The sequence below is a fragment of the Cupriavidus campinensis genome (assembly GCF_905397395.1).
Lineage (GTDB): Bacteria > Pseudomonadota > Gammaproteobacteria > Burkholderiales > Burkholderiaceae > Cupriavidus > Cupriavidus campinensis.
Genome location: NZ_CAJPVH010000062.1, coordinates 18,513 through 30,026 on the forward strand (window position 1 = coordinate 18,513; position 11,514 = coordinate 30,026).

The window sequence follows — 11,514 nt, forward strand, 5'->3', positions numbered from 1 at the left end:
AGTCAGTAAGGCACGTCACCGATGATGCCGGCGCGCTCCATCTTGCGCACCGTGGGCGCGTAGTCCTGCACGGCGTAGTGCTGCGTGCAGCGGTTGTCCCAGATCGCCACGCTGTTGCGCGTCCAGCGCCAGCGCACCTGGAACTCGGGAATCTCGGCCTGCGCGCACAGGTAGTGCAGCAGGTCGCCCGCGCCGGGCATGAAGTCCTTGCCGAAGCGGATGGTGTCGCCCCGGTGGTAGTTGGCGAAGTGCGAGGTGAAGGCGTTGACGAACAGGATCTGCTCGCCGGTTTCGGGGTGGATGCGCACCACCGGGTGCTCCGCCATCGGGAACTGGGCCGCCAGCGCGGCGCGCTTCTCCGGCGGCATGTTGGCGCCGAAGGTGTGCTCGATGCTGTGCTTGGCGCGCAGGCCGTGGATGCGGACCTTGATGTCGTCGGGCAGCCGGCGGTACGCCTCGGCCATGTTCACCCAGATCGTGTCGCCGCCCACGGGCGGGGTTTCCACGCAGCGCAGCACGCAGCCCATCGGCGGCGCGGCGCGCCAGGTGGCGTCGCAGTGGAAGGCGTTCTCGTAGTGCTCCACCTTGCTGTCGGGCGACTTGTAGATGCGCACCAGGCCCGGGTGCTCCGGGTCGCTGCCGACTACCGGGTGGTCCTCCAGCTCGCCAAAGCGGCGCGCGAAGGCCACATGCTCGGCCCGGGTGATGTCCTGGTCGCGCAGAAACAGCACCTTGTGCTGGAGCAGCGCCGACTTGATTTCGGCAAACAGGCCGGCGTCACGCGACGCCTCGCCCAGGTTGACGCCGGACAGTTCGGCGCCGATATGGCAGGTCAGGGGTTCCACGCGCATGGCGGTCTCCTTCAAATCACGAAAATCGACGAACCCGTGGTGCGGCGCGACTCCAGGTCGCGGTGCGCCTGCACGGCATCTTCGAGGGCATAGGTCTGGTGGATCTCGATGCCGATGCGGCCGGCGCCCACGTGGTCGAACAGCTCGCCCGCCAGTTCCGCCTTCTCGGCCGGATCGGCGATGTAGTCCGCCAGCGCCGGGCGCGTGAGGAACAGCGAGCCCTTCATCGCCAGCAGCACGGGGTCGAACGGCGGCACCGGGCCGGAAGCCGTGCCCACGCAGACCAGCGTGCCGCGCCGGCGCAGCGAATCGAGCGAGGACATGAAGGTGGTCTTGCCGACGCTGTCGAACACCACGTCCACGCCCTGCCCGTCGGTCAGCTCGCGCACGCGCTGGGCCACGTCCTCGTGGCTGTAGTTGATGGTGTAGTCGCAGCCGTGCGCGGCGGCGATGGCGGCCTTGGCGTCGGTGGACACCGTGCCGATCACCGTCAGGCCGAGCAGCTTGGCCCACTGGGAGACGATCAGCCCCACGCCACCGGCGGCCGCGTGCAGCAGGATGGTGTTGCCGGGCCGGAACGCGTGGATGCGGCGCAGCAGGTAGGCGGCGGTCAGGCCGCGCATGGTCATCGCTGCGGCCGTCTCGAAGCCGATCGACTCGGGCAGCCGGATCAGCGGCGCCGCCGGCATGATGCGCTCGCTGCTGTACGCGCCGAGCGTGTTCAGGAAGCCGGTGTAGGTCACGCGGTCGCCCACGGCAACGTTGCGCACGCCCTCGCCCACGGCCTGGATCACGCCGGCCGCTTCCACGCCGATGCCGGACGGCAGCGGTACCGGATACGTGCCGTTGCGGAAGTAGGTGTCGGCGTAGTTCAGGCCGACAGCCACGTGCCGGATGCGGACCTGGCCCGGGCCGGGATCACCCACCTCCACCTTTTCCAGCCGCAGTACCTCGGGGCCACCGGTCTCCATCATGCGTACGATTCTTGCCATGCCAACTCTCCTGTCAGGCGGAGCGGCACACCTTGCGCCGCGTCGAACCCAATGTAGGCCCGGGGGGTCGCGGCGCGCGTGACAATTCCTTCCATCGACTTTGCAATTCGCGCCACGCGCGCCTATCATCGGCGCACGGATGCCCGGGATCACACCGGGCACGCAGCCCCGGGGAGACGGCTTGGAAACACGGATACGCGCCGCGGCGCTCACCAATTTCTTCGAAGTGGCGCAGGCGCGCGGGCTCAATGTGCAGCCCCTGCTGCGCAAGGTCGGCCTGAAGCGCAGCCTGCTGGCCGATCCGGACTTCCGCGTGCCGCTGGCAGCCTGCGTGACCCTGCTGGAAGACGCGGCGGCGGAAAGCGGTTGCGACAACTTCGCGCTGCGCATGGCCGAGTCGCGCCAGCTGGCGGACTTCGGCGTCATCAGCCTGCTGATCGCCCACCAGCCCAACCTGCGCGCGGCGCTGGCCACCATCATCCGCTACCGCCACCTCGTCAACGAATCCGTGGCGATGTTGCTCGAGGAGGCCGGCAGCTCGGTCATCATCCGCGTGGAAGTGGTGGGCGAGGCGCCCTCGCGCCAGGCCGGAGAACTGGCGATGGGCGTGGTCTTCCGCCTGTGCGGCGCGCTGCTGGGTGCGCGCTGGCAGCCGCTGCGCGTGTGCTTCACGCACCCGGCGCCCGCCGACGAAAGCGTGCACCGGCGGCTGTTCCGCTGCGGGCTGGCTTTCAACGACGAATACAACGGCATCGTCTGCCGCGCCGCCGACCTCGACGTGCCGAACCCCGCCGCCGATCCGGCCATGGCGCGCCACGCGCAGCGCGTGGTGGACGCGCTGCCCCGGCCCGCCGCGCCGTCCGTCGCCCATGAGGTGCGCGGCGCCATCGCCCTGCTGCTGCCGATGGGACGCGCCACCGGTGCTTCCGTGGCGCAGGGGCTCGGCATGAGCCTGCGCACCATGCAGCGCGCGCTCGGCGACGAAGGCGCGAGCTTCCACGACATCCTGCACGCGGTACGGCGCGAGCAGGCTCCGCGCCATGTGGAGAACCCCCGGGTGCCGCTCGCGCAGGTGGCGGTGCTGCTCGGCTACGGCTCGCCGAGCACGTTCACGCGCTGGTTCTCGGGGGAATTCGGCATGGCGCCGTCGGCATGGCGCGCGCAGGCCGCCGCGCGCACCGGGGCGGCCTGACCGCCAACATCGTCAGAACCGCGCGGCGATATGGCGGAACGGGTGGTCAGACTCCCGGTAGCCGCCGCGCTTCTGGCGCGCGGGCAGCTTGGGCGCCTTGCGCGCCGGCGCCTGGTACGGAATCTTGTCCAGCAGGTCACTGATGATGTTCAGGCGCGCGCGCCGCTTGTCGTTCGAGTCGGCCACATACCAGGGCGTGTCGGGGGTGTCCGTGGCGGCGAACATGGCGTCGCGCGCACGCGAATAGTCGTACCAGCGGCTGTAGGACTTCAGGTCCATGCCGGTCAGCTTCCAGGTCTTGCGGCCATCGTGGATGCGCGCCTGGAGCCGCCGGGTCTGCTCGGCCTGGCTGACCTCCAGCCAGTACTTGATCAGGATCACGCCGGAGGCGACGATGGCGCGCTCCACCAGCGGCACCGAGCGCAGGAAGGTATCCACCTCTTCCGGCGTGCAGAAGCCCATCACGCGCTCCACGCCGGCGCGGTTGTACCAGCTGCGGTCGAAGATGACGACCTCGCCGGCGGCCGGCAGGTGCGGCAGGTAGCGCTGCAGATACATCTGGCTTTTCTCGCGCTCGGTCGGGGCGGGCAGCGCCACCACGCGGAAGATGCGCGGGCTTACGCGCTCGGTCAGCGCCTTGATCGTGCCGCCCTTGCCGGCGCCGTCGCGCCCCTCGAAGACGATGCAGATCTTGCTGCCGCTGTGCACCACCCACTGCTGGAGCTTGACCAGCTCCACATGGAGTTCGCGCAGCGCCGCGAGATAGTCCTTGTTCGACATGCGCGCGCCATCCGCCTGCGGCGGCGGCGGGGCGTCCGGCGTGGGCTCCGGGGTGTCGTGCAGCGCTTCATCGCGCTTGCCCTTCTTCGATGACTTGCTCATGCGCGGCCCTCCTGTGGCAGGGGAGAAACAGGGAGCATTCCACTTACAGTGTGGTGGCTATGCCGGGCGGAGGCAATCGGAAACAGATTGGCCTTTGGGCCCGCCCCGGTTGCCGCGCGCGGCGCGTGGGGCTAAGGTTCGAGTGCGGGCGCCGCCGACCCGCCATTCACCCGGTTCCGCCAGGAGGCGCGATCATGGCCCTATTCATGCTGACCAACGTGCCGGACGGCACCTCGGACGAAGAACTGCTCGCCTTCCTCGCCAAGTACGGCATTCCGGCGCCGGACGAGATCGAGCATATCGAGGGCGACGGCTCGCGCCCCTCGGTCATGCTGACCTTCCACGCGGTGGATGCGGACGCGCTCCAGCTGCTGCGCCCGCGCATCCACGACATGTACTGGAAGAACAAGCGGCTCTCCGTGATGGTGCTGCACGAGCGGTATACCTGAGGCGCCCGCGCCGCCTGCCATGTCGGACGAACTCCACTAGCCAGCCCCCCGCCGGCTTGCCTATCCTTTCCCTGCGCCGCATCCCCCGCGGATGTTGTCTGCAAGACATGACATTTGACGAATCAGGGAAGACTATGAACCGCTTCACCGCCCCCGCCACTGCGGCCAGCGCGGCCCTTGGCTGCGCGCTGCTGCTCGCCGGCTGTGCCGGCGCCAACATGGACAGCCTGACGCAGGCCGGCGGCAGCCTGTTCACCGCCGCCACGCTCTCCGACATGAGCGTCAAGCAGCTCTCCGACCAGTCCTGCGCCGAGATGGACAAGAAGAACACGCTCGCCCCGCCGGACAGCCCGTACACCAAGCGGCTCGCCACCGTGATGAGCGGCCTGCAGAACACCGGCCTGCCGCTGGACGCCAAGGTCTACGTGACCAAGGACGTCAACGCCTGGGCCATGGCCAACGGCTGCGTGCGCGTCTACAGCGGGCTGATGGACATGATGACCGACGACGAGGTCCGCGGCGTGCTCGGCCACGAGGTGGGCCACGTGGCGCTCGGCCACACCAAGTCGGCCATGCAGGTGGCCTACACCACCGCCGCCGCGCGCGGGCTGCTCGGCGCTACCGGCAACGCCACGCTGACCGCGCTGTCCTCGTCGCAACTGGCCGCCATCGGCGAGCAGTTCGTCAACGCGCAGTTCTCGCAGCGCCAGGAAAGCGCCGCCGACGACTACTCGTTCGACCTGCTGACCAAGAATGGCGCCAATCGCCAGGCCCTGGTCACCGCGTTCCAGAAGATGGCCACGCTCGATGGCGGGCAGTCCAGCATGCTGAGTTCGCACCCGGGCTCGGCCCAGCGCGCCCAGCATATCCAGGAGCGGCTCGCCAGCGGCAAGTAATGATTGCGGCGCCGGCGCCACCCCCCGGCGCGGCGTCCGATTCGTCACATCCCCCCAATGCGTTTAATACGCATTCAAAACAATTCAGTACAGGCTGAATAGGGCCAAGCGGATAATCCTCCACGTCTGCCGCCCCCGGCAGGCGTCCGACGAGGAGCCCCCGCCGCGCCATGGATTTCCCCCGCCCTCCCGGTTCGCCTCCCGCGCGCCGCACACCTCCCCTGTCGTTCCCCGTCAACTCTTGACCCTGTGTCGCGTTTCAGGAGGCCCCATGGATTGGTTGCACACCATCTTCCAGAAATCACCCGAGTCGGCGCTGTTCCTGTCGCTGGCGGTCGGGTACGCCATCGGCAAGATCACATTCGGCAAGTTCCAGCTGGGTGGCGTGGCCGGCTCATTGCTGGCGGCCGTGGTCATCAGCCAGGTGGGCGTGGAGATCGACAACGGCGTGAAGGCCGTGATGTTCGCGGTCTTCATCTACGCGGTGGGCTATGAAAGCGGCCCGCAGTTCTTCAACTCGCTCAACCGCAGTTCGCTGCGCGAGATTGCCATGGCGGTGTTCATGGCCGTGGCGGGGCTGGTCACGGTGGTGGTGCTGGCCAAGATCTTCCACCTCGACAAGGGCATCGCGGCGGGGCTGGCGGCGGGCGGCATGACCCAGTCCGCCATCATCGGCACGGCCGGGGACGCCATTACCAAGCTCGGTCTGCCGCCGGACCAGGTGAAGATCATGCAGGCCAACGTCGCCATCGGCTACGCGGTGACCTATGTGTTCGGCTCGCTCGGCGCGATCATCGTCTGCGTGAATATCCTGCCGCGCTTCATGGGCAGCGACCTGAAGACCGACTCCAGGAAGGTGGAGGCGGCCATGCACGGCGGCCTGCCACAGTTCGGGCCGGGCCAGGCGGGCGCGCTGCCGCGGCTGGTGGGCCGGCTGTTCCGCGTGGCCGGGGCGGCAGGCCAGACCGTAGCCCAGATCGAGATGAGCGGCGAGGATCTTGTCACGGTGGAGAAGATCCAGCGTGGCGGCAAGGCGCTCGAGTTCAGGCAGGACACCGTGCTGCACGAGGGCGACATCGTGCTGCTGGTGGGCCGGCGCGACGCCATGGTGCCCACGGCGCTCCAGATCGGCGAGGAAATTCCCGACGCGGAGGGCATGGGCATGGTCATGCAGACCCGCCGCGCGGTGTTCACGGCCAAGGGCATGAACAACAAGGCGCTGGGCGAGATCGTGGCCGGCGTGGAGCGCGAGATGCGTCACGGCGTGTACCTGGAGCGCATCGAGCGCTACGACCACACGCTGCCGATCCTGCCGGACCTGAAGCTCCAGCACGGCGACATCATCACCTTCTACGGCACCCCGGCGGACACCAAGCGCGCCGCCGAGCGCGCCGGCTACGAGCTGGTGCCGAGCGAGAAAACCGATTTCGTCTACTTCGGCGCCGGCGTGCTGGTGGGGCTGCTGATCGGCCTGCTGATGGTGCGGATCGGCGATATCCCGCTCACGCTGGGCTCGGGCGGCGGCGCGCTGCTGTCCGGCCTGGTGTTCGGCTGGGCGCGGTCCAAACATCCGATGTACGGCGCCATGCCGACTGCCGCGTGCCAGCTGCTGAAGGACTTCGGCCTGGCCGCCTTCGTGGCCATCGTCGGCATCAACTCGGGCCTCCAGGCGGTGCACACATTGCGCGACAGCGGGCTGACCATCTTCCTGCTCGGCGCCGTGGTTACCCTGCTGCCGCTGTTCCTGACCATGCTGTTCGGCCGCTATGTGCTGCGCTACGACAACGCCGCGCTGCTGGCTGGCGCGCTGTCCGGCTCGCGCAGCGCCAACCCGGCCTTCGGCGGCATTCTGGACAAGGCGGAAAGCCCGGTGCCCACCGTGCCGTTCGCCATCACCTACGCGCTGGCCAACGTGCTGCTGACCCTGCTGGGTCCGCTCGTGGTCGGACTGGTCTGATTTCCTGAAGGAGCGATTGATGAGCAAACCGGATCTTGCAAAACTCTCCAGCCTCTCGCCGTTCGAACTCAAGGACGAACTGATCCAGCTGGCCAGCGGCGACGCCAACCGCCTGATGCTCAACGCGGGGCGCGGCAATCCGAACTTCCTGGCCACCGTGCCGCGCCATGGCTTCTGGCAGCTTGGGCTGTTCGCCATGCGCGAGTCGGAGCGGTCGTTCTCGTACATGCCCGAGGGCGTGGGCGGCTTTCCGCGGCGGGCCGGCATCGAGGAACGCTTCGACCTGTTCGCGCGCGAATTCGAGGATGTGCCCGGGGTGAAGTTCCTGGCCGGCGCGGTGTCCTACGTGCGCGACCAGCTCGGCCTCAATGCCGGGGATTTCCTGTACGAGATGTGCGAAGGCATCCTGGCCTGCAACTACCCCGTGCCGGACCGCATGCTGAAGCTGTCCGAGGTCGTCGTCGGCCAGTACATCCGCAAGGAGATGATCGGCAGCCATCCGTTCATCGGCGAGTTCGACCTGTTCGCGGTGGAAGGCGGCACGGCCGCCATGACCTACCTGTTCAACTCGTTCCGCGAGAACCACTTGATCAAGGCCGGCGACACCATCGCGCTGGGCATGCCGATCTTCACGCCGTACATCGAGATCCCCGAGCTGAACGACTACCAGCTGGTGGAGTTGATGGTCGATGCCGACCCGAAAGCGGGCTGGCAGTACTCCAAGCAGGAGTTGGACAAGCTGCGCGACCCCAAGGTCAAGGCGTTCTTCCTGGTCAACCCGAGCAACCCGCCGTCCGTGCGGATGAGCGACGAAAGCCTGGAGTACCTGGCCTCCATCGTCGAGTCCCGCCCGGACCTGATCATCCTCACCGATGACGTGTACGGCACCTTTGCCGATAACTTCGTCTCGCTGTTCGCGCTCTGCCCGCGCAACACCATCCTGGTGTACTCGTTCTCGAAGTATTTCGGCGCCACAGGCTGGCGGCTGGGCGTGATTGCCACGCACCGCGAGAACATCTTCGACGAGCAGCTGGCCAAGCTGCCGGAGGCGCAGCGCAAGGCACTGCACAAGCGCTACAACTCCATCACCACCACACCGGACCAGCTCAAGTTCATCGACCGCATCGTGGCGGACAGCCGCACCGTGGCGCTGAACCACACGGCAGGGCTCTCCACGCCGCAGCAGGTGCAAATGGTGCTGTTCTCGCTGTTCTCGCTGATGGACACGCCGGACGCCTACAAGCAGGCCATGAAGCGGCTGATCCGCAACCGCAAGGCCGCCCTGTTCCGCGAGATCGGCATCGCGCCGGAGAACGCCGACGATCCGAATGCGGTGGATTACTACACGCTGCTCGACATCGAACAGCTCGGCGGCAAGGCCATCGGGCCCGAGTTCGTGAAGTGGGTGCTGGACTCGGCCGAGCCCGTGGAACTGCTGTTCCGCCTGGCGGAGGAAGCTGGCGTGGTGCTGCTGCCGGGCCGGGGCTTCGGCACGCGCCACCCGTCTGGCCGGGTGTCGCTGGCGAACCTGAACGAATCGGACTACGTGAAGATCGGCCGCTCGATCCGGAAACTGTTCGAGGAATACGTCAAACGGTACAACGAGGCGACCGGCAACAAGGCCGATGCGAAGGTGACGAAGAAGTAGAGGGAATGGGCGGGGGATTGCCCCGCCCATTCCCTCCGGCGAAGCGCCCTACTCGCTCTTCGCTTTGCAGCATCGATTCGGGCACCCCGGCCCAAATTCTATGGCTACCGACGAATCGGTGGCACCGCTGTAGTCCCGCCCTGTCGGATTCAGGCGCACCGTCGCCCCGCCGTAGACGATGGTCTTCGGCTCCTCGCCCATGCTGACAAGGAAATCCTTTATCCAGTCGGCGCGCCGCTTCGCAATGGCCTCGGATGCTCCCCGTTCCTTTACATAGCTCACCAGGATGAACAGATCGCGTTTTGGGTAGCTGCGCTGCATCTCCGCAACCCAGGCACCTAGCCTGCCAGCCTCCGCACCGGCTAACTGATCGGCCTCGGTGGAAAACCTCGCGTTGAACTGCTCGCCCGGCTTGCATGCCAATGCGATGGCGCTACCGCATACCAACGCCAAAGCTATCAGGGATCGGGCCATGCTCGACAACATACCCCGCCACGTTGTCTGCGTTCGTGATGCATGCGGGATGCCTGGCGCGCGCAAGCGCGAGGGAGCTTCATTGGTCATGTTCGGGCCGATCAGCGTGACATGATCTGCCGACGCCGTCGCGGTGTCCCTATGGTCGGCCTTGTGCTGGCCTTGTGCTGGCCTTGTGCTGGCCTTGTGCTGGCTTGACGTCGACCGATGTCAAGGTGAGGGCGTTACCAGGACGCCCGTGATACGTCTCGTCGATGGCTTCGCAGGAGGCCCGGACGAAGTCCGGTTGACAGTGCTGCGGGCAGTACGTGACGAACACGTAGAGAGGTGGATCCGTATGCAGGATGTGCCTGCATGGCCTTGCATTCGGCGCGTCGTTTTGCTTCACCTTACGTCTCCCTTTCTGGCAGAAGCCAAAAGGCTGACGTAATGCGATCACCAACGTCTATAGCAATTCTCTTGAATGCGACCGAACCAATGGAATCGCTCGGGGCGACTTCCTCATTGCAATGGGAATGCAAACCTCCCCGAGCGATAGTGGCTTAACGCGCCTCCACAAACCCCAGCACGGTCTCCAGCATCTGCCGGATGGCGGGCTGGATGGCGCCCGCCTTGGACGGGTCGTAGGCAAACGGGTAGACCTCTTCCATGTACGACGACTGCGTCAGCTCAAGCTGGATCGCGTGCACGCCGTTGGCCGGGTCGCCGTACTGGCGCGTGATGTAGCCACCCTTGAAGCGGCCATTGAGCACGGCGGTGTGCGCCGGCACCGCGCTGGCAATCGCCAGCACATCGGCCGCCAGGCCCTTGTCGCAGCTGGCGCCGTCCGCCGAACCGAGGTTGAAGTCGGTCAGCTTGCCTTCGAAGAAGCGCGGCAGCACCGAGCGGATCGAGTGGGCGTCCCACAGGGCGATGGTGCCGTGCTCGGTCTTCAGGCGCTTCAGTTCGTCCTGCAGGGCAGTGTGGTACGGATGCCAGATCGCGTCGCGGCGCTGGGCGATCTCGGCGTCGTCGGGGCCGTTCGAGCCATCGGCGTAGACCGGCGTCTTGTCGAAGGTGTCGACCGGGCACAGGCCCGTGGTGTCCTGGCCCGGGTACAGGTTGGCGTTATCGGGCGGGCGGTTCAGGTCCACCACGTAGCGCGAATGGGTGGCCATCAGCACGGAAGCGCCCAGCTCGCGCGCGAATGCGTAGAGCCGGTCCATGTGCCAGTCGGTATCGGGCACGGTGCGCGCCTCGGCCGTGAGGCGGGCGGCCAGCGGCGCGGGCAGGTACGTGCCGACGTGCGGCATCGACACCAGCAGCGGGCGCGTGCCGCGATGCAGGGTGAAAGCGGGGGTATCGGTGGAGAAAGACATCGTGATCCAGGGGGGCTGCTTCAGGGAATCAGTCGGCCAGCAGGCCGGCGCGCGTGGCGGCGAACAACCGGGCTGCCTCCGCCTGTTGCGGATGCGACCCATGCTGCACCCGGCGGATGCCGGCGGTGCGGACCTCCGCTAGTGTCTCATGCCCGTGACTGGCGAACACGTGGGTCGCCAGCGCGCGTGGGCCGTCCAGCCCCGCCAGCGTGGCGTGGGCACCGTCCAGCACAAGGAAATCGGCCTGCTGGCCCACTGCCAGCCCGGCCACGGCGCGCGCCGCCGCGCGGGCGCCGCCTGCCACGGCTTCGAGCCAGAGCCGGTCCGCCACCTGGGCATGCTGCGCGGAAGCCAGCACATTGCGCCGTTGCAGCCCCAACCGCTGGCCGTATTCGAAGGTTCGTAGTTCTTCCGCCACGCTTACGCTCGCGTGGCTGTCCGAGCCGATGCCCCACGCGCCCTGCTGGGCGAGGTAAGGCGCGGCGTCGAACACGCCATCGCCCAGATTGGCCTCGGTAGTCGGGCAGATGCCGGCCACCGCGCCGCTGTGGGCCAGCCGCCGGCGCTCGTCCCAATCCATATGCGTGGCGTGGATCAGGCACCAGCGCGCATCGACCGGCGCGTGGTCGAGCAGCCACTCCACCGGCCGCACGCCGCACCAGGCCAGGCAGTCATCCACCTCCTTCTGCTGTTCGGCGATGTGGATATGCACCGGCGCGGTGGCGTCCATCGCGTGCAGCCCGGCCACGGCGCGGGCCAGGCTCTCCGGCGGCACCGCGCGCAGCGAATGCGGCGCCAGCCCGAGCCGCGCGCCG

Annotated in this window: 11 protein-coding genes; 5 read left to right on the top strand and 6 right to left on the bottom strand. The window is 67.5% G+C overall.

Annotated elements, in window-relative coordinates; translation table 11 throughout:
- Nucleotides 1-2 precede the first annotated feature (2 nt).
- Together KHO18_RS24025 and KHO18_RS24030 are read right to left on the bottom strand one after the other, a co-directional pair.
- Nucleotides 3-851 (bottom strand): TauD/TfdA dioxygenase family protein, encoded by an 849-nt coding sequence (locus tag KHO18_RS24025; protein ID WP_144197864.1) that lies wholly within the window; start codon nucleotides 849-851, stop codon nucleotides 3-5.
- A gap of 11 nt (nucleotides 852-862) precedes the next feature.
- Nucleotides 863-1,843, bottom strand: a complete 981-nt coding sequence (locus KHO18_RS24030) for a quinone oxidoreductase family protein (protein WP_144197863.1) — start codon at nucleotides 1,841-1,843, stop codon at nucleotides 863-865.
- A gap of 181 nt (nucleotides 1,844-2,024) precedes the next feature.
- On the opposite strand from KHO18_RS24030, the gene KHO18_RS24035 reads away from it, so the two are divergent.
- Nucleotides 2,025-3,035: an AraC family transcriptional regulator gene (locus KHO18_RS24035; protein ID WP_211944015.1), complete on the top strand. Its 1,011-nt coding sequence runs from the start codon at nucleotides 2,025-2,027 to the stop codon at nucleotides 3,033-3,035.
- A 12-nt stretch (nucleotides 3,036-3,047) separates the two neighbouring features.
- On the opposite strand, the gene ppk2 is transcribed toward KHO18_RS24035, so the two are convergent.
- On the bottom strand, nucleotides 3,048-3,815 hold the full coding sequence (gene ppk2, locus KHO18_RS24040) for a polyphosphate kinase 2 (RefSeq protein WP_244845048.1): 768 nt from the start codon (nucleotides 3,813-3,815) through the stop codon (nucleotides 3,048-3,050).
- Between the two features lie 296 nt (nucleotides 3,816-4,111).
- Here ppk2 and KHO18_RS24045 point away from each other — a divergent pair, with 296 nt between their 5' ends.
- The 4 genes from KHO18_RS24045 to KHO18_RS24060 all read left to right on the top strand — a co-directional run bounded on the left by KHO18_RS24045 (nucleotide 4,112) and on the right by KHO18_RS24060 (nucleotide 8,867).
- Entirely contained in the window at nucleotides 4,112-4,366 is a 255-nt protein-coding gene (locus KHO18_RS24045) for an RNA-binding protein (RefSeq protein WP_144197860.1), read from the top strand.
- 134 nt (nucleotides 4,367-4,500) lie between these two features.
- The gene (gene loiP, locus KHO18_RS24050) at nucleotides 4,501-5,262 is read left to right on the top strand and encodes a metalloprotease LoiP (RefSeq protein WP_144197859.1); all 762 of its coding nucleotides are present in this window, start codon (nucleotides 4,501-4,503) and stop codon (nucleotides 5,260-5,262) included.
- Nucleotides 5,263-5,533: 271 nt separating this feature from the next.
- The gene (aspT, locus tag KHO18_RS24055) at nucleotides 5,534-7,219 is read left to right on the top strand and encodes an aspartate-alanine antiporter (protein ID WP_211944016.1); all 1,686 of its coding nucleotides are present in this window, start codon (nucleotides 5,534-5,536) and stop codon (nucleotides 7,217-7,219) included.
- 19 nt (nucleotides 7,220-7,238) lie between these two features.
- Nucleotides 7,239-8,867 carry a bifunctional aspartate transaminase/aspartate 4-decarboxylase gene (locus KHO18_RS24060; RefSeq protein ID WP_211944017.1) on the top strand — a complete coding sequence of 543 codons (1,629 nt, stop codon included), beginning with the start codon at nucleotides 7,239-7,241 and terminating at the stop codon, nucleotides 8,865-8,867.
- 48 nt (nucleotides 8,868-8,915) lie between these two features.
- Here KHO18_RS24060 and KHO18_RS24065 read toward each other — a convergent pair whose 3' ends face one another.
- The 3 genes from KHO18_RS24065 to KHO18_RS24075 all read right to left on the bottom strand — a co-directional run.
- The gene (locus KHO18_RS24065; protein ID WP_211944018.1) at nucleotides 8,916-9,341 is read right to left on the bottom strand and encodes a hypothetical protein; all 426 of its coding nucleotides are present in this window, start codon (nucleotides 9,339-9,341) and stop codon (nucleotides 8,916-8,918) included.
- Between the two features lie 542 nt (nucleotides 9,342-9,883).
- A complete protein-coding gene (hutG, locus tag KHO18_RS24070) occupies nucleotides 9,884-10,699 on the bottom strand; it encodes an N-formylglutamate deformylase (protein ID WP_211944019.1) in 816 nt (271 codons plus the stop codon).
- 28 nt (nucleotides 10,700-10,727) lie between these two features.
- On the bottom strand, nucleotides 10,728-11,514 hold a 787-nt coding region (locus KHO18_RS24075), incomplete at its 5' end, for an amidohydrolase family protein (protein ID WP_211944020.1).

What these genes read in the sequence shown, in the direction of transcription:
- KHO18_RS24025 (WP_144197864.1), bottom strand. Translation starts at nt 851, where the DNA reads ATGCGCGTGGAACCCCTGACCTGCCATATCGGCGCCGAACTGTCCGGC.
- KHO18_RS24030 (WP_144197863.1), bottom strand. Translation starts at nt 1,843, where the DNA reads ATGGCAAGAATCGTACGCATGATGGAGACCGGTGGCCCCGAGGTACTG.
- ppk2 (WP_244845048.1), bottom strand. Translation starts at nt 3,815, where the DNA reads ATGTCGAACAAGGACTATCTCGCGGCGCTGCGCGAACTCCATGTGGAG.
- KHO18_RS24045 (WP_144197860.1), top strand. Translation starts at nt 4,112, where the DNA reads ATGGCCCTATTCATGCTGACCAACGTGCCGGACGGCACCTCGGACGAA.
- loiP (WP_144197859.1), top strand. Translation starts at nt 4,501, where the DNA reads ATGAACCGCTTCACCGCCCCCGCCACTGCGGCCAGCGCGGCCCTTGGC.
- aspT (WP_211944016.1), top strand. Translation starts at nt 5,534, where the DNA reads ATGGATTGGTTGCACACCATCTTCCAGAAATCACCCGAGTCGGCGCTG.
- KHO18_RS24060 (WP_211944017.1), top strand. Translation starts at nt 7,239, where the DNA reads ATGAGCAAACCGGATCTTGCAAAACTCTCCAGCCTCTCGCCGTTCGAA.
- KHO18_RS24065 (WP_211944018.1), bottom strand. Translation starts at nt 9,341, where the DNA reads ATGGCCCGATCCCTGATAGCTTTGGCGTTGGTATGCGGTAGCGCCATC.
- hutG (WP_211944019.1), bottom strand. Translation starts at nt 10,699, where the DNA reads ATGTCTTTCTCCACCGATACCCCCGCTTTCACCCTGCATCGCGGCACG.